The sequence below is a fragment of the Streptomyces sp. NPDC026672 genome, assembly GCF_040638185.1.
In the GTDB taxonomy this organism is placed as follows: Bacteria; Actinomycetota; Actinomycetes; order Streptomycetales; family Streptomycetaceae; genus Streptomyces.
Map to the genome: position 1 here is coordinate 59,122 of NZ_JBEZXS010000039.1, position 26,099 is coordinate 85,220.

Here is a 26,099-nt window from a genome sequence, read left to right on the forward strand (position 1 = left end):
ACCGGGACCGGAACCGGGACCGGGATCGGCTCCGGGACCTGGGACGGCACCGCGGCCGGCCATGGCGCCGGGACCGGGACCCGCGCTGTGACCGGGATCGCCTCCGGGACTTGGGCCGAGGCCGGGCCTGGGCCCAGGGCCGGGGCCAGGCGCGGGCCGTGATCGGGGTCGGCGCCGGGATCAGGCGCAGAGGCACAGGGACATGGGCCGGCCGTCCGGCCGGTCCTCCAACTGGCCGCCCGCCTCCAGCCGCCCGCCGGGCCCCGGCCGGAGACGGGCAGGGCGCCGCGGGAAGTGCAGCGCGGGAAGCGCGGCGCCCGGACGAGGCCCGGGGTTGCCGGAGATCGCCCGGGTGCCCGCGATGATCGGGCTCTGGGCGAAGGGCGCCGGAAGCCGCCGAGGCTCAGCCAGGCCGCCGGGGTTCGGTCGGGCGGTCGGGGTTCGGTCGGGCGGGTCGCAGCCGTTCGGTCGGGCCTTCAACTGGCCGGCCGACGGGCCCCAGCCGGGCAAGCCGGGGTTCAGTCGGGCCGTCGGGGGTTAGCTGTCCGGCCGGGCCTCCAACTGGCCGCCGGCCTCAACCGGGCCGCCGGGCCTCCGGGCTTCCACCGGGCCGCCTGGGTTCAGCTGGGCTGCCAGGGCTCAACCGGGTCGTTGGAGGTCAGCCGTCTGGCCACCAGGTTTGGGCTATGTCTCGGCGGATTTCGGGGCGGGGTGTGGGGGTGTCCTCGGCCTCCTCGTGGGGGCGGCGGGACGGGGTCTTCTTCAGGGGCTTCTGCACGGTCGCGCGGCGCATGGCTGCCTCCTCCGGGGACCACCGGATTCCGTGGACGAACGGTTCCCACGGGGGTGGACCCTTTCCGGGAGGGTGACTCATCGGCGGCCGACTGTCAGTGGCGGCTGTCACTCTTGGCGACATGACCCACGACCGTGACCGCACGACCACACCCGGTGTCGACTGGGACGCCGAGGCACCCGTCTTCGACGACGAACCCGACCATGGCCTGCGCGACCCCGAGGTCCGCGCCGCCTGGGCGGCCGCACTCGGCGGCTGGCTGCCCGCCCGCCCCGGCGACGTCCTCGACCTCGGCTGCGGCACCGGCAGCCTCTCGCTGCTCGCCGCCGAGCAGGGCCACCACGTCACCGGGGTCGACCGGTCCCCGGCCATGATCGAGCGGGCCCGCGCCAAGCTCGCCGGCCGCGACGCCGTGTTCCTCGTCGGCGACGCGGCGGCACCCCCGGTGGGGGAGGAGCGCTACGACGTTGTGCTGGTACGGCACGTGCTGTGGACCCTCCCCGACCCCGCCCGCGCCCTGCGCCACTGGCGCGGCCTGCTGCGCCCGGCGGGCCGGTTCGTGCTGGTCGAGGGCGTGTGGGGCACGGTCGACCCGGCCGGCATACCCGCCGCCCGGCTCACCGCCCTCCTCGAACCGCTCACCGGGCACCTCCGCGTGGAGCGGCTCTCCGACGACGCCCGCCTGTGGGGGAAGGAGGTCGAGGACGAGCGGTACGCGGTCGTGGCGACCCTGTGACCCCGGCTCCTGTGACCCCGGCCCCCGTGAGTCCGGCCCCGTGGCCCCGGCCCCGTGACCTCAGGCCAGCAGGTCGTCGAAGCCGCCCTCCCCGGCCAGCCTCTCCAGCTCGTCGAGCGCCGCCTCCGCGGCGACCGCCGCCGCGGGGTCCGACTCCCGCAGCCCGCTCGCCTCGTACTCGTCCTCGTCCAGCCGCCGTACGTCCCTCCCGTCGGCCGAGCGCCACAGGTCCAGGTCCAGGTCCTCGACGACCAGCTCCGTCCCGGAGAGCACGGCCGGGCGGGCGACGTCGCAGTACCAGCCCTTCAGCGTGCCGTCAGGACCGCGGACCTCCATCACCGCGTACCAGCGGTCCCGCCAGTAGTACTCCGTGAAGACGTCGCCCGGCTCGAACCGCACGAACCCGAAGTCACGGACCTGCCCGCCCGCGAACGGGGCGCGCACCACGATCCGGACGCCGTCGTCCCGGAGCAGTTCGGCGGGATAACGCAGCTTCGTCCGGCCGCCCTTGAGCAGGACCACCTCCACCGGGCGCGTCGGCTCAGCCGAGGTCGCGGACATGGTGGACCTCCGTCGCACAGATCTCGTACCCGAACCACTTGTTGATCGCGAGCATCGGGCCGTTGCCCGCGTCGTTGCCGGTGAACGCCTCCGTGAGCCCGGCGGCGCGGGCGCGGTGCAGCGAGTCGTTCTTGGCGAGCTTGGCCAGACCCCGCCCCCGGAAGGCGCGGGCCGTGCCGGTCATGACCGTGCCGATGGGGGTCCCCCCGCTTGAGCGCATTCGAGAGCGGGGGAGGGTGCCGCCGTCCGTGCGGGCCGCGCTGAACGCGGCGGGGCGGCCGTCCACCACGGCGACCGACGTCAGCTCATGGCTGAGCAGCGGATGCCGCCAGGTCTCGGCGAGCCACGCCTCGTAGTCGGTGAACTCGTGGTCGATCTCGCCCGGCTCGTCGGACAACGTCTCCGCGTCCAGCGTGAACAGCGGGCGCGGATCGTCGGCGAAGTCCGCGCCCGTGCGCAGCTCGACGCCCGGCGGGAGCGGACCGCGCGGCGGCAGGGTGCCGTGCGCCAGGTCCAGGCGCAGGAAGTGCGCGCCGCGGCCCGCGCGGTAGCCGTGCCGCTCGGCGAACGCGCGGTTGTCCGGCTCGTCCAGGACCCAGGAGAACAGCCTGCGAGCGCCCCGTGCGGCCAGGTGCTCCTCGGCGGCGCGGACCAGCAGCGCGCCCGCGCCCCGGCGCCGGGCCGCCGGGTCCGTGTAGACGTTCACATAGCCCTGGCCGGGCTGGGGGCTGTCGTGGACGAGACCGACCTGGGCCGTGCCGATGACCTCGCCGTCCGCCACGGCGACGAGGGGACGGTAGTGGGCGTCGGGGTGGGCGTGCGCGAGGTCGTACACGAGGGCGTCGGGGGTGTTCAGGATGAACGGCAGGGCGCGGTGCCGGACGCGGGCGAAGCCCTCGACGTCGGTCCGGGCCTCGGGGCGCAGATCGCGCACGATCACAGTCATGGGGCCGCACGCTATGCGGGACGTGTACCCGGGTGCCTCTGATTTTCGGGTGGGTGCGGGACAATCGCCGGGTGACCTTGACGATCCACATCGACGACAGCGCGCCCCCGTACGAGCAGGTGCGGACGCAGATCTCCGAGCAGGCGCGGTCCGGAGGGCTGCCGGTGGGGTACCGGCTGCCGACCGTGCGGGGGCTGGCCGGGTCGCTGGGCCTCGCGGTGAACACCGTGGCCAAGGCGTACCGGGCGCTGGAGGCGGACGGGGTGATCGAGACCCGGGGGCGCAACGGCACGTACGTCGCCGCCGCGGGCTCGGCCGCGGAGCGGGAGGCGGCGGTGGCCGCGCAGGCCTACGCCGAGAGGGTACGGCGGCTGGGGCTGTCGGAGGGTGAGGCACTGGACGCCGTGCGGGACGCCCTGCGGGCGGTCCACGAGAGGGACTGAGAAGGACGGGCCGGGCCGAGGCGGGGCGGGCCGAGACGGGCCGAGGCGAGACGGGCCGAGGCGGGGCGGGCCGAGGCGGGGCGGGCACCGCCGGATCGCACCGTCGTGGCCGAGTGCCGTCGTGGCGGACGACCGTCGACCGGGCTGTCACGTCTCAGCCGTACGGCGTGAGCTCGGCGGTGCGGGTCACCGTCAGGCCCGCTCTCCTCGCCGTGTCGCCGAAGGTCATCGCGTCGTGGACCGCCGCTCCGCCCGGGTCGTTGTTGAAGTACGCGTACACGTCGGCCGTGTCCGGCCAGGCGGTCGCGACCCTGTCCACCCAGGTCTCCAGGGACCGCCGGCCGTAGCGGGGCCACGGCCGTGCCCGGCCCTCGTGGAAGCGGACGTACCCCCAGTCGGCCGTGGCCCACAGCGGGGTCCCCGGGCGGGCCCGGACGTCCGTCCAGCACAGGGCCGCCGACTGGGACTCCAGGACCCGGCGGATCTCCCGCGTCCACCACGAGTCGTGCCGGGGCTCCACCGCGATCCGCGTCCCGTGCGGGAAGCGGGACAGACAGGCGTCCAGCAGGCCGGCGTCCGCGCGCAGCGTCGGCGGGAGCTGGAGGAGGACCGGACCGAGACGGTCGCCGAGACCCGCCGCGTGGGACATCAGGCGCTCCACCGGCTCCTCGGGATCACGCAGCCGCCTGACGTGAGTGAGGTAGCGGCTCGCCTTGACCGCGATCACGAAGTCCCCGGGCACCCGGTCGCGCCACGCCTCGAAGTTCTCGCGCGTCGGCAGCCGGTAGAACGCGTTGTTGAGCTCCACCGTGGCGAAGCGCGCCGCGTACTCCTCCAGCCACAGCCGGACCGGACGGTCGTCCGGGTACAGCACACCCCGCCAGTCCTTGTACTGCCACCCCGACGTTCCGACGAACAGGGTCATAACCCCATCAAAGCACTACAGGTACAGCCCCGCGTCCGCCCCGTCCCGCGCCTGCGGCACCGACGTCGGCGACGTGCCCCGGCGCAGCGCGAACAGCTCCGCCAGCGTGGCGCCCTCACGGCCCACGCCCTCCTCGGTGCCCAGCCAGTTCACCGCCTCCTGCCGCGTCAGCGCGCCCACCTCGATCCGGGCGAGGCAGCGGCCGGGCCGGACCACCGCGGGATGCAGCCGCTCCAGGTCCTCGTTGGTGGTGACACCGACCAGCACGTTGCGGCCCTGTCCGAGCAGTCCGTCGGTGAGGTTCAGCAGCCGGGACAGCGCCTGTCCCGCCGTGTGCTTCGCCTCGCCCCGGATCAGCTCGTCGCAGTCCTCCAGCAGGAGCAGCCGCCAGCGGCCCTTGCCGGTCGCGTCCTCCTCGCCTATCGCGATGTCCATGAGGTAACCGACGTCGCTGAACAGCCGCTCCGGGTCGAGGACGCAGTCCACCTGGCACCAGTCGCGCCAGGAACGCGCCAGCGTGCGCAGCGCCGACGTCTTCCCGGTGCCCGGCGGCCCGTGCAGCAGCAGGAGCCGGCCCGCGATGTCCTCGGGCGTCGTCTTCATCAGCCCGTCCATCGCCTCGGCCACCGGCGCCGTGTAGTTGGGCCGGACCTCCTCCCAGGTCCCCGCCGAGATCTGCCGGGTCGTCCGGTGCGGGCCGCGCCTCGGCGAGACGTACCAGAAGCCCATGGTCACGTTCTCCGGCTGCGGTTCGGGTTCGTCCGCCGCGCCCTCGGTGGCCTGGTCCAGGACCTTCTGCGCCAGCTCGGCGGTGGTCGCGGTGACGGTGACGTCGGCGCCCCGGTTCCAGCGGGAGACCAGCACCGTCCAGCCGTCGCCCTCGGCGAGCGTCGCGCTGCGGTCGTCGTCACGGGCGACACGCAGCACCCGGGCGTCCCTCGGCAGCAGGGTCGCGCCGGAGCGCACGCGGTCGATGTTGGCGGAGTGCGAGTACGGCTGCTCACCCGTCGCGAAGCGGCCGAGGAACAGCGCGTCGACGACGTCGGACGGCGAGTCGGAGTCGTCGACGTTGAGCCGGACCGGCAGCGCGTCGTAAGGGTTGGCGGACATGCCGCCATGATCCGTCACCGGGACGCTCCGTGCACTGCATTTACCCCGCTTGCTCCCCCGGCCGATACCTCCCCACGGCGCGGGCAACGCCGTTACTGTTGTCCTTGATGGGACACCATGGGGGGAATGCGGAGGTCCGGCGGTGGCGGCTCACCGCCCTGCTCGGGGTGGGCCTGGCGGCCCTGGCCCTGGTGGTCACCCTGGTCAACACCCTTCCGGGGGGCGGGGGAAGCACCGCGGGCACCTCGCGCGACGGCGACAAGGTGCACGGCACGCCGGCCGGGCCGCGGGGCCCGTCGCGGCCGGACGTCGGCTGGGGGTTCACCCACACCCAGTACAGCGCCGACGAGGGCGACACCACGGCCACCCGTCGGGTCGAGGAGCGGCTCGCGGGCGACGGCGGACTGCCGCAGAACCAGCACATCATGGGCTGGGGCGCCGACAACCCCGAGCCGGTGAAGGGGCGTTACGACTTCGGTGCCCTCGACCGCCGCGTCGACTTCATGCGCGCCTCGGGCGCGACGCCGGTGATCACGCTGTGCTGCTCCCCGGACTGGATGAAGGGCGGCGAACCCGGCGTCGACCACACCGACTGGAGCCAGGCCGCGCTGGAGACCGCGCCGACGCCCAACCACTACCAGGACTTCGCGAACCTCGCCGCGACCGTCGCCCGGCGCTACCCGGACGTCCGGCACTTCCTCGTGTGGAACGAGTTCAAGGGCTTCTGGAACGACGGCGAGGGCCGCTGGGACTACGAGGGGTACACCCGGATGTACAACCTCGTGTACCGGGCGCTGAAGAAGGTCGACAAGGACATCATGGTCGGCGGCCCCTACCTGGTGATGGACAGCGTCGACCCCCGCCAGCCCACCGCCTCCCGGACCCTCAGCGGCCCCTGGGGCGCCATGGACCAGCGCGTCCTCGACGCGTTCTCCTACTGGAACACCCACAAGGCGGGCGCCGACTTCGTGGTGGTCGACGGCTCCAGCTACACCAACGACGACGAGACGCTGCCCGACGAGTTCGCCGCCACCGACAAGTTCACGGCCGTCGGCGACTGGGTGCGGCGGCGGACCGGTGGACTGCCGCTGTGGTGGGCGGAGTACTACGTCGAGCCCGCCGACGGCGACGACGAGCGCAAGGGCTGGTCCGAGGCCCACCGCGAGGCCGTCCAGGCCGCCGGGATGATCGCCATGGTCAAGGGCGGGGCGTCCTCCGGCTTCTACTGGAACCCGGAGAAGGAACGCGGCACCGGGTGCGCCGGCTGTCTGTGGACCCCGACCGACGGCGCCTCGGGCGGCGCCGGCCTGCCCCTGTACGACCTGGTGTCCCGGTTCGGCCGGGCCTTCCCGCCGGGGACGGCGTACCGGACGGTGCAGGTCGCCGCGGACGACGTGCCCAACGTGCGGGTCCTCGCGAGCGACAGGACGGTCCTGGTGGTCAACACCCGGGACCGCCCGATCAGCGCGCGGGTCGACGGCCGGCGGTTCGACATGCGGGCCTACGAGGTGAGGTGGCTCGACCGCTGACGCCCCACCCCGCTCGCCCCGCCCCGCTCCTGGCGCCTCACTTCATCGTCACGAACCGCAGCACCAGTGACGCGAGCAGCACCGCGAGCAGCGGTAGCGAGAACCAGAAACTGCCCTGCAACCAGCGCAGTTGACGCACCCCGGGCCGGGCCGCCACCCGGACCGCCTCCCGGGCGGTGAGCAGCACGGCCAGGAAGACCGCCGCGAGCGCACCGACCACCGACCACGGCGTCCATGTCACCTGCGGCCCGATCGGCCCGGGATCGGGCTTCGGCACCGGCCCCGGGGGCTGCTCGCGCAGTGCGTACATCGTGACGTCGCGATTGCCGAGGACCTTGGTCAACTCCGGTCTGGCGTCCAGGGTCCGGACCAGCCGCTGCGGCCAGTCCGGCGCGTAGCCCACGTCCATCCGGAGATACGTGACCTGGCTGCCGTTGACCATCAGATACGACTGGGGACCCGCGTCCTTGAGCGCCTTGACCAGGCCCGACACCAGTGCCGGGTCGGCCGGCGCCAGGGTCGGCACGTAGTCCACCCGCTCCATGTCCTTCGCGCCCCACGGCATTGCCGGCGTCACGTTGTTCACCGTGTCGTTGCTCAGCCACAGCAGCCGTACGGTCGGCTTGTCGTGGGCGTACACGTAGTCCATCGCGGCGACCTCGCCCGGCCGGATCCGCTCGAACGGCTCGTTGCCCCAACGGGCCACCAGGAAGCCGCCCATGAGCAGCAGCCCCGCCAGCAGCGCGGCCACCGGGGCGAGACTCCTCCGGTCCTTCGCGCGTTCCTTCCCGGTGACCCCGGCCCGCGGGAACAGGGCGAGCGCGCCGAGCAGGGCCGCACCGGGCAGCGCGAACATGAAGACCCGCAGCGCCATCTCGCCGCCGTAGGACTGCATGCCGAAGCCCAGGAACGGGACGAGGGCGAGCACCGGGAGCGACCGCTCGCGGTAGCCGTTGCGGCGCCGCCGCAGCCAGCCCCAGCAGGCCAGCGCCAGCACGCCACCGGCCAGCAGCACCCGTGCGTACAGCACCAGCTTGTGGGTCGAACTGCCGTCCTGGATACGGCCGGACACCGACGTCGACACATTGCTGCCGACCCCGCCGATCCCGCCGAACAGATCGTCGAAGTGCCCGGACCAGTACGGCTCGGCCATGAATCCGAGCCACGCCGCCACCAGCACCGCGCACAGGACGGGCAGTCCGCGCAGCTCGGACCTGCCGGTCAGCACCAGCACCGCGAGCACGCCCAGCATCATGAACGGGGTGAGCTGGTGCGCCGGGACGCTCGCCGCGTACAGGCCGATCAACACCATGAGCAGGACGGCGCGTTGGCGGCGGCCGGCCGGTTCCACCTCGGCCTCGCCGGGACGGAAGCGGGTCCACAGCATGCGGGGGGCGCGGAACCAGACGAGCAGGATCGCCACGAACATCAGATAGAGGAGATAGGTGAAGCCCTGCGGCGAGAAGTAGTCCTGGCCCACCCAGCCGCCGAGCACGAAGATCCAGACGCCGGTCCACTTGGCCCGCCAGCTCGCCCGCAGCGAGCGGACCAGGAGGAACATCGGTGCGAGGTAGGCGAGTTGGATCGCGGTGGGCCACCAGCGGATGACCTCGGTGAAGTCCGTGACCCCGCACGCCCTGCCGACGAACGCGGCCACCGCGAAGAAGCCCGGCCAGCTCCAGCGGGCGTCCAGGTCCGGGACGGCGGACCCGGTGCGGTTGATGTAGTCGATGAACCCGAGGTGCTGCCAAGCCGTCGCGAAGCGCGGCTCGGTCTCGATGACGGCGGGCAGCGCGTGCAGGGACACCACCGTCGCCAGCAGCGTGACCAGCAGCAGCGCGCGGTGTTCGCGGCGCGGCCACAGCAGCGCGGCGAACACCGTGACCAGCAGTGCGGCGCCGGCCAGGGTGGCCGGCGGCAGCACCGAGACCAGGCCGAGCCCGCCCATCCGGTCCAGGTCGGACTCGCCGAGCCGCAGCGCCGGCACCCAGTACAGCAGGAGCGCGGCGACCAGCAGACAGCCGAGGACCACACCGGACCGGGTGGGCGTCAGCCGTTCCCGGAGGGAGGGCGGCGGGGGCCCGTCCGGGGTCCGGGGCGCGCCCGTCTCCGCCTTCCGCAGCAGCGCGACCTCCGCGGGCCCGACCGACGCCTCGGCCCCCGGCTCCCGCTCCTCGACGGGCAACCCGATCCCACCCACCACCACCGCGTCCCGCACCCCGTCCCCCGCCGGAAGCGCCACCGCGTCCCGCGCCCCGGCCCGTTCCGGCGGACTCGCCGCTTCGGACAGCTCGCTCCGGTCCGTCGGCGCCACCGCGTCCCGCGACCCGGTTCCCACCGGAAGCACCACCGCGTCCCGCGACCCGTTCCCCGCCGGAAGCGCCTTGGCGTCCCGCGTCCCGGACTCGTTCGGCAGGGTCGGCGGGTGCGACAGTCCGGTCGCCTTCGGCTGATCGGTCCGCTCCGGCAGGTCCGCAGTCTCCGACCGTCCGGTCCGCGTCACCGCGTCTTCCGGTCCGGTTCCTGCTGGAAGCGCCTTGGCGTTCCGCGTCCCGGACTCGTCCGGCAGGGTCGGCGGGTGCGACAGCTCGGTCGGCGTCGGCGTCGGCCGCGCGGTCGCCTTCGGCGGTCCGGTCCGCTCCGGCAGGTCCGCAGTCTCCGACCGTCCGGCCCCCGCCACCGCGTCTCCCGGTCCGGTACCCGCCGGAAGCGCCTTGGCGTCCTGCGCCCCGGCCCGTTCCGGGAGGCCCGCCGCTTCGGAGGGCTCGGTCCGGTCCTTCGGCGCCACAACGTTCCTCGCCCCGGTCCCCGCCGGAAGCGCCACCGCGTCCCGCGTCCCGGCCCGTTCCGGGAGGCCCGCCGCTTCGGACGGCTCGGTCCGGTCCTTCGGCGCCACAGTGTCCCTCACCCCGGTCCCCGCTGGAAGCGCCAAGGCGTCCCGCGGCCCGGACTTTTCCGGGAGGCCCGCCGCTTCGGGCAGTCTGTTTCGCTCCGTCGGCGGTGCCGCGTCCCGCGGTTCGGTTCCCGCCGGAAACGCCATGGCGTCCCGCGGCCCCGGACTCTTCAACGGCGGTGCCGCGTCCTGTGGTTCGGTTTGCGGGAAGGGGTGTGGGGTGCCGGTGGGTGGGGTGCCTGGGCCGGGGCGGACGTCGGGGCGGCGTTCCACGTGGTCGAAGTCGACGTGCACGCCCAGGGCCAGGGTGTCGGAGTCCAGCGCCCAGGCGGGCCCGCGCCTGCGCGGCCGGTCCGTCGCGGGGACCTCGCGCGTGCCCAGGTCGGCGAGGTCGCCGTCGGGCGCAGTGTCCTCCGGGACGGCGGCCGGAGCGACCCGCAGCGTCCGCCACAGCCGGGGCGCGGCGATCGTCACGATCACCGCGAGGCTGGAGATCTCGGCGACACCCGCGCCGGTCAGGCCCATCCGGGGCAGGAGCAGCAGCGTCAGCCCGAGCACCAGCACGCACAACAGGCCCTGGAGCCAGGCGAGTCCGGCGGTGCGGCTCTGCGCGCGCAACACCGCGAAGTACGTCTCCATGACCACCCGCAGCAACGCCCCGACCGCGAACCAGCGCAGCAGCGGGGTCGCCGCGTCCGCGTAGCCCGCGCCGAACACGCCCAGGATCCACGGCGCCCCCAGGAACAGCAGCCCGCAGATCGGCAGCATGATCCGGGCCATCCGGCGCAGCGCGGCCCGGGTGTTGGCCGCCAGCCGCGCCGGGTCGTGGGAGCCCTCCACGGTGAGCGAGGCGCCCATGTTGATGGCGAGCAGATTGACCGTGCCGCCGATGGTGGTCGTGATGTAGAAGTACGCGTTGTCCTCGGAGCTGACCTGCGACGCGATGATCACCGGGATGAGATAGACCACCGCCAGCGAGAACAGGGAGCCGGTGTAGTCCCCGGCGAGGAACCTGCCGATCTCCCGCAGCGTGGGCGGCGCCGCGCGCTCCGCGGTGGCCTCGACGTGCCGGGGCACCAGCCGCCGGAACACCAGCCAGCCCAGCGGCACCACGGAGGTGGCGATGGCCGCGACCCACGACACGAAGACGCCGGTCACCGGGATCGCCACGGAGAACGCGACGAGCAGGCCCAGTTTGACGGCCGAGAACACGGTGTTGCCGACCGGCACCCAGGGCGCGCTGCGCAGCCCGGTCAGCACCCCGTCCTGGAGGGTGAGCAGGTTCCAGGCGACGACGGCGACGACGAACCCGAGCGCGTCGAGCGGCTGGTGCAGGAACCGGTACGACGGCCCCCACACGCCGAGCGTCAGCAGGAACACCCCCGCCGCCAGCGCCACGATCAGTGAACTGCCCGCGTACGTGCGGAAGATGAGCTGCCCGGTGCGGCGGCCCGCGACCGGGATGAAGCGGGCCAGCGCACCGGTGAGGGTCACCGCGGTGAGCCCCGCGAGGAGCTTCATCGCGGCGATCGCGGCGGAGCTCTGCCCGACGGCCGACTCGGAGTAGTAGCGGGCCGCGGCCAGCCAGAAGCCCAGCCCGAGGACGGCGGAGATCCCGGTGTTGAGCATCAGCGCGTAGGCGTTGCGGAACAGCTGGCTGCCGCCGGCGGACCCGCCCCGGCCGGGCAGCCGGAGTCGGCGTGCCGGCTGCTCGGACGCCGGGGCCTCGGGCGCCGTGGACTCGGTGGTGGTGGTCGTGTCAGACACGGGAACGGATGGCCTTCCGGCGGACCTGGCGTGCTCTGCGGAGGACGGCGTACCCCTTGGTCAGGGCGCGGTCCCGGGCGAAGGTGCGGGTGAGGGCGCGGCCGTCGAGCAGCCGCGCGAACTCGTCCGCGTCGGTGCCCCGGCGCACGGTGACGCGCCTGAGGGCGTACGGCCCCTGCCGGCGCCGGGCGAGGGCGTTGCCGACGGCGAGCGCCTGGGCGTATCCGGTCTCCCGGACGGCCAGCCGCACCCGGCGGCTGGAGTAGCCGTACGGGTAGGCGAACGAGGCCGGTCGGACGCCGAGTTCACCGGTGACGATCTCCCGGCAGCGGACCAGCTCCTGGCGCAGTTCGCCGTCGCCGAGCTGGTCGAGCTGGGGGTGGGTGTGGCTGTGGCCGCCGATCTCCACACCGGCCCCGGCGAGGTCGCGGACCTGGTCCCAGTCGAGCATGGTGTCCAGGCCGCCCCCGGTGTCGTAGGCGCCCCTGAGCCAGCCGGTGGAGACGAACAGCGTGGCCGCGAAGCCGTGCCGGGCGAGCGCGGGCAGGGCGTGCCGGTGCACGCCCTCGTAGCCGTCGTCGAAGGTGATCAGCACCGGGCGCCTCGGCAGCGGCTTGCCGTCGCGCCAGCACGCGGCCAGTTCCGCCGTGCCGAGCGGGGTGGCGCCCAGGTCGCCGATCATCGCCATCTGCTCGGCGAACGCCTCGGGCGCCACCGACAGGGCGCGGGTGGCGTCGTTCGGGTGGGCCGCGACCGAGTGGTACATCAGGATCGGCACGGGTGCGTCAGTCATCGCGGCCTCCCTCGATGCCGGGCACCCGGAAGGCGGCCCCGCTCCGGCGGGCCCGGACGCTGCCCACGACGTAACCGCCGGCCGCGGTCAGCACCCCGGCGACGATCGCGCCCGCGCGGCCCGCGCCCCCCGGCCGGGCCAGCAGCGCGTCGCGGACGCCCCGGACGACCCCGGCGGGCAGCACCCGGGTGGTGTACCGGCGTTCGGACTCGAGTCCCTTGCCGGCGCCGACACTTCGCGCGACCAGGGCCTTGGACAGGCCCTCGGCGTAGGCGCGGGTGCGGAAGTAGCCGAAGTGCTCACGGGCCGCGGGCACCCGGTGGTGGATCACCGCCCGGTCGTCGATGAGCAGGACCGCGTCCGGGCGGGCACGGGTGAGCCGGATGCACAGCTCCGTCTCCTCGCAGCCCAGAGGTCGTTTGTCGCCGTCCCGGCCGATGCCGGTGGCGAAGCCGCCCGCCATGTCGAACGCCGTGCGCCGGAAGGAGGCGTTGCCGCCCAGCACGTTGCGCACCCGGACCCGCCCCGGCGGCAGGCCCCGGTAGGTGCAGCCCACCACCCAGTCGAACTCCTCGGGGAACCAGGCGGGTCGGCGCCCCGACGCCCAGACGGGCACGGTGCGCCCGCCGACGGCCATCACCCTCGGGTCGGCGTAGCCCTCGGCGAAGCGGCGCAGCCAGTCGCGCTCGGCGACGGCGTCGTCGTCGAGGAAGGCGATCACCTCGCCGCGCGAGGCCGCGATGCCCGTGTTGCGGCCGGCGGACAGTCCGCGCGGGCCCGCGTTGGCGAGCACCCGCACCCCGCCGGCCCCTTGGGGCTGCTGGTGCTCCTGGTGGGCGCCGTACTCGTTGTACTCCTTGTATTCCTTGTACTCCTTGCCGAGCCGGTCCAGGAGCGCCGGGTTGTGGTCGACGACCAGCAGGGTCTCCAGGGCCGGGTACGACTGCGCGCGCACCGAGGCGACCGCCGCGAGGATGTCCTCCCAGCGGTCCTCGGTGTAGACGCAGATCACGACGGAGACGCCGGGACCGCTCAAGACACCTCTCCCCGGACCGAGTCGAGCCGGCCGGCGTCGATCCGCGCGCCGTCGAGCATGGGCGAGCGGTGCTCCCGGCGGCGCAGGGCACGCCGGTTGGAGCGCTCCTTGAGGATCACCCGGAGCACCCGCAGCCCGTCGCGCACGGCCCGCAGATTGCTGGTGCCGTGGATGCGCAGATACTCGTGGCTGGGGATCTCCTGGACCCGCAACCCGGCCTTGACCACACGGATGTTCATGAGGGTCTCGACCTCGAAGCCGGTGCAGTCGAGGTCGATCTTGTCGAGGCAGTGCCGCCAGAACGCGTTGTAGCCGTAGCAGAGATCGGTGTAGCGGGCGCCGAACTTGCGGTTGACGACGGTGCACAGCGCCCAGTTGCCGAGCTTGCGGATGAAGGTCATGTCGTCGGTGCCGCCGCCGTTGGCGAACCGCGAGCCCTTGGCGAAGTCGGCGCCGGAGACCAGGGCGGAGACGTACGAGACGATCTCGTTGCCGTCGGCCGAGCCGTCGGCGTCGACCATCACGATGATGTCCCCGGTGCACGCCTCGAACCCGGTGATCAGGGCGTCGCCCTTGCCCTTGCCGCGCTGTTCGACGACTCTGAGGCCGGGCCACAACTCCCGGGCCACGTCGACGGTGTTGTCGGTGGAGTTGCCGTCCACGAGCACCACCTCGTGGATCCAGCCGGGCAGGGTCTTGAAGACGTAGGGAAGGTTCTCCGCCTCGTTCATGGCGGGTATCACCACGCTCACCGGCGGCGCGATGGCCAGGTGCGAGGAGATCGGCCGGTACGGTCCCGGCATCAGTGGATCGTGGCCCGGCGTCGGCGGGCGCAGAACGGAACTCATCGGTTGTGTCCCTCTCGTCCGGTGGACCGCCCGCCCCCGGGCGGCCCGGTTATGTGTCCGGTTCGAAAGGGGGGTTCTCACTCACGGCACGGCGAACGGAACTCCGTGCACACGGGTGAGCTGAAAAGCTGGCCGGGCTGCCGGTACAGGCAGCCGGTCGCGCGGCACAGCTCGGTCACCGGTGCGGTCACCGAGCACGGCACCCCCCTACCGCGCCCCGCGCCGGAACGTCGCGGCTCTTCGAGCCCTCCCCTGGAGCCGCTTCACGACGGACCGATGCGGGTGAGATGTATGACGGTATTGACGATTGAACCCGTATGGCAAGGCCTGGAACGAGCCCTCACGTTTTTGTTGGTTTGGCCGTTACCCAACCTTGAACGTGGCCGCTCACCGAGTCGAACGGGCCTTCAGGACCCGATGGAGTATCCCGTCCGCGAGGACGAGCAGCAGGCTGAGCGCGGCCACGGCGATCACCCCGCCGTCCACCGACCAGCGGTGCACGGCGAGCATGCCCTGGGCCACCAGCATGCTGACGACCACGGCGCCCGCCAGTGAGGTGAGCAGCCGTCCGAACGGATCCAGCCCGCGCAGCAGCGAGGCGATGGCCGCCGTCGGCGCCGCGAGCAGGAAGAAGAGCGTGAACGGCCCGCGCAGCACGGAGTCCGAGCCGGTGAGCGCGAGCAGCGCCCCGACTCCGGCCACGGCCACGGCGGCTCCCGCGAGCAGCGGCGACAGGTCCCTCCCCGGACCGGGCCGCGGACGCTCGCTTCCGTCCGTCCCTGATGTGGTGACACGTATGGCGTGCATTGGCGACTTTGCCCCCCGAAGCGCCGGATGTCGGGCTTCAATGTCGCGCAGCTCCGGGGGAGGCGTCAAGACGTGCCCGGAGCACGGCTGTTGACGGTTTGTCGACAGTGCCGGCATGGGCATGTAATCAAATGTCCGAGAAAGGTCGGGATCGATCAGGGTCGGACGGGCTCGGGCCGAAACAGTCTTGGCATGGACACTTCCAGTCAACACGCGTAGCTGCTACCACGGTTGTGGCAGAGATCCTGCTAAAGGGAGGTTCCATGAGACGTTCCCGACTTGCGCCCTATGTGATCTCGATCCTCCTCGCCGTCGGCGCCGCCCTCACCGGGGCGACCGCGACGGCGCAGGCGGCCACCGGCGGTTACGTGGCCCTCGGCGACTCCTACTCCTCGGGAGTCGGCGCCGGCGGCTACATCGGCTCCAGTGGCAGCTGCGACCGCAGCACCAAGGCGTACCCCTACCTCTGGAACGCCGCGCACGCCCCGTCCTCGTTCGCCTTCAACGCCTGCTCCGGTGCCCGCACGAGCGATGTGCTCTCCGGTCAGCTGGGCTCTCTCAACTCCGCCACCGCACTGGTCTCCGTCACGATCGGCGGCAACGACGCGGGCTTCGCCGACGTCATGACGACCTGTGTGACCAGCTCCGACAGCACCTGTCTGTCCCGGATCAACACCGCGCGCGCCTACATCTCCTCGACCCTGCCCGGCAACCTCGACACCGTCTACTCGGCCATCAGGTCACGGGCCGCCAACGCCCGCGTGGTCGTGCTCGGCTACCCCCGCTTCTACGAGCTCTCCACGACGTGCGTCGGGCTGTCCGACACCAAGCGCGCCGCGATCAACAACGCGTCCGACCTCCTGAACAGCGTCATCGCGAACCGGGCCGCCGCGCGCGGCTTCGTCTTCGGGGACGTCCGCTCGACCTTCACCGGCCACGAGATCTGCTCCGGCAGCTCCTGGCTGCACAGCGTCAACTGGCTGGACATCGGCGAGTCGTACCACCCGACGGCGGCCGGTCAGTCCAGCGGCTATCTGCCGGTCCTCAACGGCAACGACTGAGCCCCACGGGCGACGACCGGGCCCTCACGGCGAGTCCGAGGGCGAAGGGGAGGCCCCGCCCGTCGGGGTCTCCGTCGTCTCGCAGGTCACCGAGAACGGCACCGCCTCCGTCGTCGTCCGCACCGGGGAACGCACCTCCACGCTCACCGCGTTACGGATGGTCCCGCCCGTCGAGTACGTCGTCAGGATCACCTTGTCCTGCCGCGACCGGCCGCCGTTCGCCGGGAACGACAGGGTGCGCCACCCGGGGTCGGAGACCGACCCGTCCTCGAGGACCCACCGGTACTCGACCCGCGCCGGCACCCGTCCCACGGTGAACGTCGCCGTGAAGGCGGGTGCCTGTGCGTCCGGCGGCGGACACGTGCCGGAGTAGTCGGTGTGCGCGCCGGTCAGCGTCACGCGCACGGTCTGCGCCGGCTGGTCCCGCGACGTCGAACCGCTCGGCGCGGGCTGCTCCCCGTCGCCGCCCGAGGCGCTCGTGGCGGACGGCGCGGGGGTCTCGGGCGCGCTCGTGGCGCTGCTGCCACCGCCCGACGCGCTGCCGCCGTCCCCGTCCCCGTCGCCGCGGTCGAGCAGCGCGTACGTCAGCCCGGCGAGCGCGAGCACCACGGCCACCACACCGATGACCAGCACCACGGCCGCACGCCGGTTGCGCTCCGGCTCACCCCGCGGCTCCCGTGTCGTCGGCGGCTGCCCGGCGGTCTCCGGCCGGACCGGCGACGGCGGTGTGGGGGAGGAGTGCCGTATCCCGTCGCCGACCGTCGGGGCGTACGGCGACGCGCGCAGCGTGCTCTCGCGCGAGGTGCCGCCCGCCGCCACCAGCCGCAGCTCCCGCTCGGCCGCGTCGGCCGGCAGCCGGTCGGCCGGGTCCTTGCGCAGCAGCCCCTCGATGACCGGCGCGAGCGGACCGGCCCGCAGCGGCGGCGGCAACGCGTCGTCCACCACGGCCCGCAGGGTGCTGAGCGGGGTGTCGTGCCGGAACGGCGACTGCCCCTCGACGATGGCGTACAGCAGCACACCGAGCGACCACAGGTCCGACTCGGGCCCCGGCGTGCGCCCCAACGCCCGCTCCGGGGCGAGGAATTCGGGGGACCCTATGACCTCACCCGTCATGGTCAGCGCGGAGCTGCCCTCCACCATGGCGATGCCGAAGTCGGTGAGGACGACCCGGCCGTCGTTCGACATCAGCACGTTGCCCGGCTTCACGTCCCGGTGCAGCACCCCGGCGTCGTGCGCGGCGCGCAGCGCGGACAGCACCTCCGCCCCGATCTGCGCGGCCCGCTGCGGGGGCAGCGGACCCTCGCCCTCCAGCAGGTCGGCCAGCGACAGACCCGGGATCAGCTCCATGACGATCCAGGGCCGGCCGCCCTCCAGGGCCACGTCGTACACCGTCACCACGTTGCGGTTCGCGACCCGGGCCGCCGCCCACGCCTCGCGCTCCAGCCGGGCGTACATCCGCTCGACCTCGGGGCCGGGCAGCCCGGCAGGCGCCCGCACCTCCTTGACGGCCACGTCGCGGTGCAGCACCTCGTCGCGGGCCCGCCACACCGTTCCCATCCCGCCCTCGCCGAGCGGGGCCACGAGCCGGTAGCGGCCCGCGACCACTCGTTCCCTGTCCGGTACGTCGGACACCGGCGCCCCCCACGGCACGTCGCGTGAATTCTCCACAAAAGTAGCTCAGCCCAGGGCCGATGCCGCCCCCTTGAGCACCAATCCGGCCCCCAGCAGCACGACCAGGCAGGCGGACGCCAGAGGCACGGCACGTCGGACCAGGGCAACCGCCGGACGGGTGGTCCAGCGCGGCCGCCCGTCCATCATCCGGGTCATTCCGGTACCCAGCTTGACGACGGCGAACCCGGCCGCGGTCAGGGTCAGGGCGAGCCCGACGCCGTACGCGACGACGAGCAGCAGACCGAACCACGCCTGGCCGAGCGCGGCGGCGCCGACGAGGACCACGACCGCGGACGGACTGGGGACGAGCCCCCCGGCGAACCCGAGCAGGATCGTGCCCCGCAGCGTGGGAGCGGTCTCGTGGGTGTGGGGCACACCGCCATGGGTGTGCTCCACACCGTGCGAGTGGTGAGAGTGATCGTGAGAGCCATGTGGCTCATGTCGATCGTCCGGGCCGTGGTGTCCGTGCGCCCCCACCACGGCCGGCTCCCGCACCGCTGCCGGAGCGTGCGTGTGCGTGTGCGTGTGGGCATGGGCATGGGCGTGGGCGTGGGTGTGCGCATGCGCGTGGCTGCGCGCCGGGGACCGGCCGCGCCAGGCCCGGCGCACGAGGCCCGCGCCCGCCAGGAGCACCAGGACACCGCTCGCGAGACCCAGCCAGGCGATCACCGAGGGCGTCGCCGCCGAGCCGGCCGTGACGAGCAGCCCGAGGGCGACGACGCCCAGGGTGTGGGTCACCGTGACCGACGCGGCCAGCGGAAGGACGTCCCGGAGGCGGGCCCGGCCGCCGCGGGCCGCCGCCGTCGCGGCCATCAGCGTCTTGCCGTGCCCCGGCGCCAGGGCGTGCATCGCCCCGAGGCCGACGGCCATGACCAGCGCGAGGGCCGCGAAGCCGAGGGTGAGGTCGTGGCGGGCGACCAGCGAGTCCAGCGCCTCGGTCCAGCGGTCGGCGCCGCGCGGCAGCACCGACGCCGCCGGGGCGTCCCGCCGTTCACCGGCGAGGGCCGGCCCACCGGGGCGCACCCGCACGGTGGCGGTGGCGGTGTCGGCCGGGGACGACAGCAACTCCTTGGGATAGGTGGAGAGTTCGTGGGAGACGGAGGCCGTCGGCACGTCCGAGGCGGTGAGCGTCGTACGGTCGCCGCGCGCCGTGATCTCCCGCCAGCCCGGCCCGGAGGACGCGCCCGCGCCGTGGAAGCCGAGCGCGACCGCACGGCCCTCGGGCAGCGGCGCGGTGATCCGGCACTCCACCCGCAGGGTGTGCAGCCCCGCCTGCCCCGGCCGCAGCCGCGCCGACGCGCCCACGGAAGAGAGGGGCACGGCACGGCCGTCGACGGTCAACGCGCTGTCCCCGGCGGCCCGTTCGCACCGCTGCCGGGCCCACTCCGTCAGCCCCAGCCGCTTGATGTCCGGCCCCGCCTGGGTCGCCGGGATCTCCGCCAGGTCCTCGACGTGGTCCACCCGGAGCATGCCGGGAGCGGCGACGAGACCGTCGTACCGGTTGACGGTGAAGTTGCCGAGCGGATGCGCGCCCGCGGCCGCCGCGGGCAGGAGCACGAGCGCGCCGACGGCCGTGACCACGGCCGCGACGCGGGCGAGCGGCCGGCGCGGGATCACCGGTGGGCCTCCAGGTCCTTCAGCGCGGCACGTGCCCGCCGCGCGCCCAGCGGGGAGAAGCCGGGGTTCAGCTTCAGGGCCGCCGTGAGCGAGGCGCGGGCGTCGTCGTGGTGGCCGGTGGCCAGCTGGATCATGCCGCGGTGGTACAGGAACGACGCGTTGTGATAGCCCGTGGCCGTGGCCCGCAGGGCGTACGGCAGGGCCTCCCGGTCCTCGCCGTTGACGTGCAGGGCCCAGGCGAGCGCGTCCGCGGTGTGCACGGTGTGCCGGCGGGCCCACTCGGCGCGCGCCGCGCGCAGCGCCGAGGCACGGTCGCCGTGGTCGGCGGCGGCGAGCGCGGTGTCCAGGTCGGCGTTGACGCCGTTGGCGCGGGCGAGGGCCGTCCATGCGTCGACCAGCGCGTACTGGTCGCCGGCCCGCGCCCGGTCGCCGTCGCCGCCGCGCGTCTCGTACAGCTCGCCGAGTTCGACGAGCGGGCCGGGCAGCGGATAGCGGGACACGACGAGCTCCATGTCCTCGACCGCCTCCGGGAGGTGCCCGCTCGCCGCCTCGGCGCGGGCCCGTCCCTCCAGGGCGGGCAGATAGTCCTCGTCCGCGGCGAGCGCGCGGGCGTAATAGGTGATCGCGCTCTTGTAGTCGCCCTGGTTCCAGGCGAGTTGACCGAGCTGCGCGGCCACGTAGGCCACGTCGCCCGGGGAGGTGGCGGCGGCCAGTGCCTGGCGCAGCACACGGCCGGCCGTGGCCACGTCGCCGCGCAGCTCGCGCACGTAGGCGTACCGGGTGAACACGGGGACGCCGGGGCGGCGCGCGTCGGCGGTGTCGGCGGCCTTCGCCGCCTCGTCGTAGCGGCCGAGTTCGACGAGCGCGTCGATCCGGGAGGACAGGGCGCGTTCGCTGTACGGGTTGCGCGCCAGCGCCCGGTCGGCGTAGGCCAGCGCGTTCTTGAAGTCGTGGCGGGCGGCGGCGAGCGCGGCGCGTCCGGCGAGCGCCTGGTCGTCGTCCGGGGCGAGCCCGAGGGAGCGGTCGAGCGCCTTCTCCGCCTGCGGATAGCGGGACGGGTCGCCGTTCGTCCGCGCCTGCTCGACGTAGGCGAGGCCCAGGGTGGCCCAACCGGCCTGGTCCTTGGGCTGGTTGCGCAACTGCGCCTGGAGGGAGGCGATGGTCGCGCCGAGATCGCCGCCCGCCGGGACACCCGGCGGGACGGCGGCGGGGGCGGGAGCCACGGACCCGCCGTCGCGCACGGCCCCCACCGCGATCGCCCCGCCGGTCAGCGCGATCGCCAGCAGCACGGCAGAACCGGCGAGTCGGACCCGCCGCCACCGGCCGCCCGGTGCGCCTTCCGCGGGTGGGGAGGACACGGCTCCGGCTGCGGGCGCCGGATCGGCCGCGTCGGGCCGGTGGTCGTCGGTACGCGGGGACATGCCCTCTCCTCGTCGGCTGCTCGATGGTGGGACGGCGCGGCCCGCCGTGGGGGATGGAGTGCGGGCCGCGCCGGTCAGGGGGGTGTGATCAGTACGGCCGCTGCATCCGCCGGCGCCACCACGCGAACGCCGTGCCGATCAGCAGGATCCCGGCCGCTCCGGAGGCCGCCGAGGCGGCGATCAGGACCGTGTCGCCCGAACCGCCGGACGAACCGGCCGGCTTCAGCGCGTCACCGAGCTGGCTGCGTACGTCCGTGCCGCTGGTCGTGCCCTTGGCGAGCGGACCGCGCGAACCCGACGTCGGCAGCGCGACGTACGGGAAGTACTTCTCGAACTTCTGGTCGTTCGCGTCGACCGCGTCGCCCAGGTCGTTCTTCGCGCCGAGCAGTTCGCCCTCGACCACCTGGAGCGAGGCGTCGATCACGTCGTCGGTGAGCCGGCGCCCGTTCGGGAAGCCCGCGTTGTCACCGTCCAGCACACCGAGCCGCTTGGGATCGGCGCTCGGCTTGATCGACGTGTTGAGCCGCAGCTCCTCCGCCGGGCGCACGTGCGGCGGCTGGTTGAGCCCCTTCACGCCCTTGAGGAACACGTCGACCAGGTCGTTGCGCGGTTCCGCCGGCGCCTTGATCTTGTAGATCGCCTCGATCAGCTTCGGCAGCTCCGGGTTGGTGACGTTCTTCAGGAACTGCCCGTCGTTCCACGGCGACGAGGCGTTGAACCGGTCCTTGTCCTTCTGCGGGTTGACGACCTCGTTCACCAGCGGGTTGCCCAGCCGCGAGACCTGCGACCAGTAGCCCTGCGCGTTGCGGCGCTGCGTCGTCGACCAGATGCCCACGATCGGCTGGTGCGACGACTCCCGGATGAGGTCGTTCGGCACCTGGAGCGCGATCGTGTTGACGTTGTAGCCCTTGAGGGTGTCCTGCCCGACCTCGGTCAGGTTCCCGCCGTAGAGCAGGTCGAACACGCGCAGGTCCAGGAAGAAGGGGTCGTCGGCCTGCCCCGCGAAGGTCGTCGCGCCGGCCGCCGTCTTGTACACCGCCTGCGTGCGCAGCTTCGCGTAGTCCGGCATGGACGCCTTGCCCACGTTCGACGGCGCCACCGGCACGTCGTCCGCGACCTTCGTCCGCGACACCACGTGCTGGTTCTTCAGCCGGATCAGATCGATGTCGTACGTCTGCGTGATGTTGAGGTCCGGGTCGTCGAGGCTGGTGACCGGGCCCGTGTTGTAGAGGAACGTGTTGCCGTTCTTGCGGTGCGTGCGGAACGTGTAGCGGAAGAGCAACCCGCCCTGCGCGTCACCGTTGTTGTCGATGTGGAGGTCGTACTGCGCGTCGTCCGCGAACGTGTAGAAGTTCGGTCCGCCGGCCGGTTCCTCGAACGGGATCCAGTTCGCCACGATCGTGGTCGTGTCCGGCTTGTCCGGGCTGACGAACGCGTACACGTCCGTGTTGTCGTACTGCGGGGTCCCCGAGATGAGCGGGGCCTCCCGGTGCGAGGAGGCGGAGGCCGCCCCCGGTTCCAGCGTGGCCACGCCGGCGGCTGCGAGCCCCCCGGCGGCCAGCGCACCACAGACCAGGGTGACAAGGCCCTTGCGCCCCGCACCGCTCCTGGATATCAGAGGTGTCATGCCGTCCGTCCTCAATGCCAACTTGCCTGACGCACAGGGATTCGGAGGGCGGGGCCGGGCGGATTGGTCGTTCGGAAGATTTCTTTTCCGGCCGCCCCACCCGCGTTTCGGGCTCCGCGATCCGTAACCCCATCCGGAGGTGCGTTCGTTGCGAATGCCTGGTGTCACGGGACGGTCCGGATGCGGCCGGGAAGAGGGGGACCGAGTGGAGGCGGACGAACTGCTCGTGCGCGTCGCGGGCGGTGATCAGAAGGCGTTCGAAGACCTGTACGGTCTCGTGTCCGGGCCGGTGTTCGGCCTGGTGCGGCGAGTCGTGCGCGATCCGGCCCAGTCGGAGGAGGTGTCCCAGGAGGTGCTGCTCGAACTCTGGCGCTCCGCGCCCCGGTTCGACCCCGGCCGGGGCAGCGCCCTGTCCTGGGTCCTCACCCTCGCCCACCGCCGCGCCGTCGACCGGGTGCGCAGCGTCCGCGCGGCCGGCGAACGCGAACAGCGCGAGGCCCGCCGCGCCCACCACCCCGCCTTCGACCAGGTGACCGAAGAGGTCGAGGCGGGTCTCGAACGCGAATGGGTGCGCCGCTGCCTGGACCGGCTCACCGCGCTCCAGCGCCAGTCCGTCACCCTCGCCTACTACGACGGCTACACCTACCGCGAGGTCGCCGAACGGCTCTCCCTGCCGCTCGGCACCGTCAAGACCCGGATGCGCGACGGACTGACCCGGCTGCGCGAGTGCCTGGGAGGTGCCGCATGAGCCTCCTCGGCCGGCTGTTCACCCGCGAGGACCCGCACTCCCTCGCCGCGCCCTACGCGCTGGACGCCCTCGGCCCCGACGAGCGGCGCCGCTTCGAGAAGCACCTCGCCGGCTGCGAGCGCTGCGCCGCCGAGGTCCGGGTGCTGTCCGAGGACGCGGTGCGCCTCGCCTGGTCCACCGCCGCCCCGGCCCCGGCCGCCCTGCGCGCCCGGGTCCTGGCCGCCGTACGGGCGACGCCGCAGGACCCTGCCCCGGATCGGGACCCCGCACGCCTGCTGCCGCCCCATGTCTGGGGCACCCAGCCCCCGCCGCGGCGCACCCGTACGCCCCGGGTGCGCCCCCTGCTCGTTCCCCTCTCCACGCTGACCGCCGCGGCGGCCCTCGTCGTCGCCGCATTGTTCGCCGTCCAGGCGGACCGGACACAGGACCGGTTGACGGCCGAACGGGCACAAACACGTGAGATCGCCCACGTTCTGGCCGCCCCCGACGCCCGCGCGACCAGCGACAAGGACCTGAGCGGCCGTCGCATCGGAGTGATCGCCTCCGCCGCGGAGGGCGAAGCCGTCGTCACGCTCAGCGGATACGCCGCACCGCCCAGCGGACGGGTGCACCAGCTGTGGCTCATGCGCCCCGACGTGCCCCCGCGCTCCCTCGGTGTCTTCACCGGTGGTGACGCGCCCCTGGTCGCCACCGGCCTCGCCAGGGCGGCGACGTCACTCGCGGTGACCGTGGAGCCCGCGGGCGGATCCGAGCAGCCCACTACTCAGCCAGTTGCGCAACTCGCCCTGAAATCGGTCGGATTCGGAGAGTAATCGTCAACCTCTTTGCTGGGTAGGTGAATCCTGTGAGCGTGATACACGTGTGCCGGGATGGGGCGATAGGGTTACTCTGCCCGGGCCGGGTGGACTCGTTACGGGTGGGGAGTGACATGGAGCAGATAACAGTGCGCAGCAGGGCGAGGGTCCCTGCCATCACCTACGGGAGCAGCGCGAGCAGTTCGCGCCTCGACCGGCACCTCTCGGTGCTGTCGGGTCCCGCCATACCGCAGCAGAAGACGGCCGAGGCCACGTCGCTGATGCGCGAGCTGACGGCGCGTGACACCACGCACGAGCGCAGCGACCGGGGCTCGCGGATCAGCCGCGTCTCCCTGTTCGCGCCGCTGCGTCGGCTGCGCCGGTCCCTGTTCGGCGGCAACCGGCACTGAAGCCCGCGCTCGGGCCGCCGTACCGTTTCGGCGCTCCGCCGCGCTCTCGTCGTCCGTCATCCCCGCGGCACGCGGCAGCGTCCCGGTGCACCGGCCGAGCGCGGGCACGTCCCCCGTCCACCACCGTCCTCGTACCGCCCCCCGAGGGGCGGCGGCCGTCCCCGCGGCGTTCCACCGGCGACCCCACTCCACCACCGCTCCCCGCCGGGGTCGCCATGTGCCGTTCGCCGCGCGCCCACGTCGGTCCCCGGCCCGTGCCCAGGCCGCCCCGGCGGACTCACAACAGGGCGAACTGGCCCTCCGGGCCCTCCTCCTGATGGTCCAGGACCGACGCCGGACGGCGCGCGGCCGACGGCACCGGCAGGACGCCCGCCGCACCCAGCTCCGCCGCCGTGACGGCCGGGGCGTCCGCCGACTCCCGCCCCGGCGGCCGGGTCTCCGCCAGCAGCGCCAGCACCGTGATCAGCTCCAGCAGCTCCGACGTCCAGGTCTGCCGCCAGGTCGCCGGCCGGATCGCCGCAAGGGTGCCGGGCTCCGCCTCCGCCGTCCGCGCGGTGAACCACTGCTCCAGCACCCGGGCGCCCGCCACCTCGAAGTCCCACGCCTCGGGCGGCACCGGTGAGATACGGCCCTCGTCGACGCGCAGGGTCTCCTCGTCCCGGTCGTAGTCCAGGGCGAGCGGACGGGCCGGGAGCGGGGCGCGGACGTAGGGCCGGCGGCCACCGGGGAGCTTGGGACGCTCGCCGTCGCGGCGCATCAGCCACAGCAGCCGGTGGCCCGACTCCACGCCCCGCGCCCACAGCCCGGGGTCCGCGGTGAGCGGGACCGTGAGGTCCGGCCGGGCCGCCGCCATGATCCAGGCGAGCACGTCCAGCGGCGAGGGGGCCCCGCCGAGACGCCCGGCCAGATGGTCGACGAGGCCCGGCGCCAGATTGGGTTCCGCGCCCCCGGGACGGCGGAACAACGGCCGTACGCGGCCGGGTCGCAGCAGGGGCAGCAGCGACGTCGCGAGCAGCGGCGGGCCCTCGCCGCCGTCGGGGGACTCCACCACGAACACCTGGTGCTCGTCCGCCACCCGCCACAACTCCGGGCGTGCCGCGTCGATCAGCCGGTGGTCCGGGAGCAGCCACTGCTCGTCGAAGGGCGCCGCGAGCACCCGCACCGGCTCCGGGGCCGGCCCCGAGGCGCGCGCCAGCCGCTCCGTTCCGCCGGTCCGGCCGGGCAGTTGACCGACGGCCGACCGCGTCGTCCGGGCACGTGTCGGCTCGAACAGGGCCTCCCGCTCGGGGCCCTCGGCCTTGAGCAGGGCCTCCCAACGGGCCTTCAGGGACGCCGGGTCGGGAGCCGTCGGCCAGGCGCGGCCCGGCCGCAGGGGTGCGACGGACCACGGCATGAGGTCCGCCAGCGGCGGAGCGTCGTCGTGCGTCACGCTGGGCATGGTACGGCCTGCCGCCCGGACGGGTCAGGTGGCTCTACCTTCTTGATCGGGTTGATCGAGCCATTCGTAGGGTTGGGTCGCCCAGGGGTGCTGGGTGTGGCTATCAGGCGGCTGCCATCTCGTGG

The 26,099-nt window shown here is 73.6% G+C and carries 21 protein-coding genes; 7 read left to right on the forward strand and 14 right to left on the reverse strand.

Features of this window, described 5'->3' with window-relative positions; all coding sequences use genetic code 11:
• Positions 1-914 precede the first annotated feature (914 nt).
• On the forward strand, positions 915-1,529 hold the full coding sequence (locus AB0F77_RS33580) for a class I SAM-dependent methyltransferase (RefSeq protein ID WP_361955534.1): 615 nt from the start codon (positions 915-917) through the stop codon (positions 1,527-1,529).
• Positions 1,530-1,589: 60 nt separating this feature from the next.
• Here AB0F77_RS33580 and AB0F77_RS33585 read toward each other — a convergent pair whose 3' ends face one another.
• Together AB0F77_RS33585 and AB0F77_RS33590 are read right to left on the reverse strand one after the other, a co-directional pair.
• Positions 1,590-2,090, reverse strand: coding sequence for a DUF402 domain-containing protein (locus AB0F77_RS33585; RefSeq protein WP_361955536.1), 501 nt, complete (start codon positions 2,088-2,090; stop codon positions 1,590-1,592).
• Complete coding sequence (locus tag AB0F77_RS33590; RefSeq protein ID WP_361955538.1) at positions 2,071-3,036, reverse strand: GNAT family N-acetyltransferase; 966 nt, start codon at positions 3,034-3,036, stop codon at positions 2,071-2,073. Before AB0F77_RS33590 ends, AB0F77_RS33585 begins: the two co-directional genes overlap by 20 nt.
• A gap of 71 nt (positions 3,037-3,107) precedes the next feature.
• Here AB0F77_RS33590 and AB0F77_RS33595 point away from each other — a divergent pair, with 71 nt between their 5' ends.
• The gene (locus tag AB0F77_RS33595; RefSeq protein ID WP_361955540.1) at positions 3,108-3,479 is read left to right on the forward strand and encodes a GntR family transcriptional regulator; all 372 of its coding nucleotides are present in this window, start codon (positions 3,108-3,110) and stop codon (positions 3,477-3,479) included.
• A 154-nt stretch (positions 3,480-3,633) separates the two neighbouring features.
• Here AB0F77_RS33595 and AB0F77_RS33600 read toward each other — a convergent pair whose 3' ends face one another.
• Both AB0F77_RS33600 and AB0F77_RS33605 read right to left on the reverse strand, forming a co-directional pair.
• Complete coding sequence (locus AB0F77_RS33600; protein WP_361955542.1) at positions 3,634-4,404, reverse strand: DUF72 domain-containing protein; 771 nt, start codon at positions 4,402-4,404, stop codon at positions 3,634-3,636.
• A gap of 15 nt (positions 4,405-4,419) precedes the next feature.
• Positions 4,420-5,514 carry a DUF5925 domain-containing protein gene (locus tag AB0F77_RS33605; RefSeq protein ID WP_361955544.1) on the reverse strand — a complete coding sequence of 365 codons (1,095 nt, stop codon included), beginning with the start codon at positions 5,512-5,514 and terminating at the stop codon, positions 4,420-4,422.
• Positions 5,515-5,621: 107 nt separating this feature from the next.
• On the opposite strand from AB0F77_RS33605, the gene AB0F77_RS33610 reads away from it, so the two are divergent.
• On the forward strand, positions 5,622-7,043 hold the full coding sequence (locus AB0F77_RS33610) for a xylan 1,4-beta-xylosidase (RefSeq protein ID WP_361955546.1): 1,422 nt from the start codon (positions 5,622-5,624) through the stop codon (positions 7,041-7,043).
• Positions 7,044-7,080: 37 nt separating this feature from the next.
• Here the strand turns inward: AB0F77_RS33610 and AB0F77_RS33615 are convergent, their stop codons facing one another.
• The 5 genes from AB0F77_RS33615 to AB0F77_RS33635 form a co-directional block, all read right to left on the reverse strand.
• The gene (locus tag AB0F77_RS33615) at positions 7,081-11,703 is read right to left on the reverse strand and encodes a lipopolysaccharide biosynthesis protein (protein ID WP_361955548.1); all 4,623 of its coding nucleotides are present in this window, start codon (positions 11,701-11,703) and stop codon (positions 7,081-7,083) included.
• Positions 11,696-12,496 (reverse strand): polysaccharide deacetylase family protein, encoded by an 801-nt coding sequence (locus tag AB0F77_RS33620; RefSeq protein ID WP_361955550.1) that lies wholly within the window; start codon positions 12,494-12,496, stop codon positions 11,696-11,698. The genes AB0F77_RS33615 and AB0F77_RS33620 overlap by 8 nt, the downstream gene beginning before the upstream one ends.
• The gene (locus AB0F77_RS33625) at positions 12,489-13,532 is read right to left on the reverse strand and encodes a glycosyltransferase family 2 protein (protein WP_361955552.1); all 1,044 of its coding nucleotides are present in this window, start codon (positions 13,530-13,532) and stop codon (positions 12,489-12,491) included. The genes AB0F77_RS33620 and AB0F77_RS33625 overlap by 8 nt, the downstream gene beginning before the upstream one ends.
• Positions 13,529-14,380: a glycosyltransferase family 2 protein gene (locus AB0F77_RS33630; protein ID WP_361955554.1), complete on the reverse strand. Its 852-nt coding sequence runs from the start codon at positions 14,378-14,380 to the stop codon at positions 13,529-13,531. Before AB0F77_RS33630 ends, AB0F77_RS33625 begins: the two co-directional genes overlap by 4 nt.
• Before the next feature lie 387 nt (positions 14,381-14,767).
• Complete coding sequence (locus AB0F77_RS33635; RefSeq protein ID WP_361955556.1) at positions 14,768-15,088, reverse strand: hypothetical protein; 321 nt, start codon at positions 15,086-15,088, stop codon at positions 14,768-14,770.
• 362 nt (positions 15,089-15,450) lie between these two features.
• Here AB0F77_RS33635 and AB0F77_RS33640 point away from each other — a divergent pair, with 362 nt between their 5' ends.
• Positions 15,451-16,248, forward strand: coding sequence for an SGNH/GDSL hydrolase family protein (locus AB0F77_RS33640; protein ID WP_361955558.1), 798 nt, complete (start codon positions 15,451-15,453; stop codon positions 16,246-16,248).
• A gap of 24 nt (positions 16,249-16,272) precedes the next feature.
• Here the strand turns inward: AB0F77_RS33640 and AB0F77_RS33645 are convergent, their stop codons facing one another.
• The 4 genes from AB0F77_RS33645 to AB0F77_RS33660 all read right to left on the reverse strand — a co-directional run bounded on the left by AB0F77_RS33645 (position 16,273) and on the right by AB0F77_RS33660 (position 22,584).
• Positions 16,273-17,880: a serine/threonine-protein kinase gene (locus AB0F77_RS33645; RefSeq protein ID WP_361955560.1), complete on the reverse strand. Its 1,608-nt coding sequence runs from the start codon at positions 17,878-17,880 to the stop codon at positions 16,273-16,275.
• A gap of 45 nt (positions 17,881-17,925) precedes the next feature.
• Positions 17,926-19,536, reverse strand: a complete 1,611-nt coding sequence (locus AB0F77_RS33650; RefSeq protein ID WP_361955562.1) for a nickel transporter — start codon at positions 19,534-19,536, stop codon at positions 17,926-17,928.
• Positions 19,533-20,957: a tetratricopeptide repeat protein gene (locus AB0F77_RS33655; RefSeq protein WP_361955564.1), complete on the reverse strand. Its 1,425-nt coding sequence runs from the start codon at positions 20,955-20,957 to the stop codon at positions 19,533-19,535. Before AB0F77_RS33655 ends, AB0F77_RS33650 begins: the two co-directional genes overlap by 4 nt.
• 88 nt (positions 20,958-21,045) lie before the next feature.
• Positions 21,046-22,584: a DUF4331 domain-containing protein gene (locus AB0F77_RS33660; RefSeq protein ID WP_361955566.1), complete on the reverse strand. Its 1,539-nt coding sequence runs from the start codon at positions 22,582-22,584 to the stop codon at positions 21,046-21,048.
• A gap of 205 nt (positions 22,585-22,789) precedes the next feature.
• On the opposite strand from AB0F77_RS33660, the gene AB0F77_RS33665 reads away from it, so the two are divergent.
• The 3 genes from AB0F77_RS33665 to AB0F77_RS33675 all read left to right on the forward strand — a co-directional run bounded on the left by AB0F77_RS33665 (position 22,790) and on the right by AB0F77_RS33675 (position 24,536).
• A complete protein-coding gene (locus AB0F77_RS33665) occupies positions 22,790-23,332 on the forward strand; it encodes a sigma-70 family RNA polymerase sigma factor (protein ID WP_361955568.1) in 543 nt (180 codons plus the stop codon).
• Complete coding sequence (locus AB0F77_RS33670) at positions 23,329-24,144, forward strand: anti-sigma factor (protein ID WP_361955570.1); 816 nt, start codon at positions 23,329-23,331, stop codon at positions 24,142-24,144. Before AB0F77_RS33665 ends, AB0F77_RS33670 begins: the two co-directional genes overlap by 4 nt.
• A 116-nt stretch (positions 24,145-24,260) precedes the next feature.
• Positions 24,261-24,536, forward strand: a complete 276-nt coding sequence (locus AB0F77_RS33675) for a hypothetical protein (protein ID WP_361955572.1) — start codon at positions 24,261-24,263, stop codon at positions 24,534-24,536.
• A gap of 277 nt (positions 24,537-24,813) precedes the next feature.
• On the opposite strand, the gene AB0F77_RS33680 is transcribed toward AB0F77_RS33675, so the two are convergent.
• On the reverse strand, positions 24,814-25,974 hold the full coding sequence (locus tag AB0F77_RS33680; RefSeq protein WP_361955574.1) for a type ISP restriction/modification enzyme: 1,161 nt from the start codon (positions 25,972-25,974) through the stop codon (positions 24,814-24,816).
• Positions 25,975-26,099: the final 125 nt, after the last annotated feature.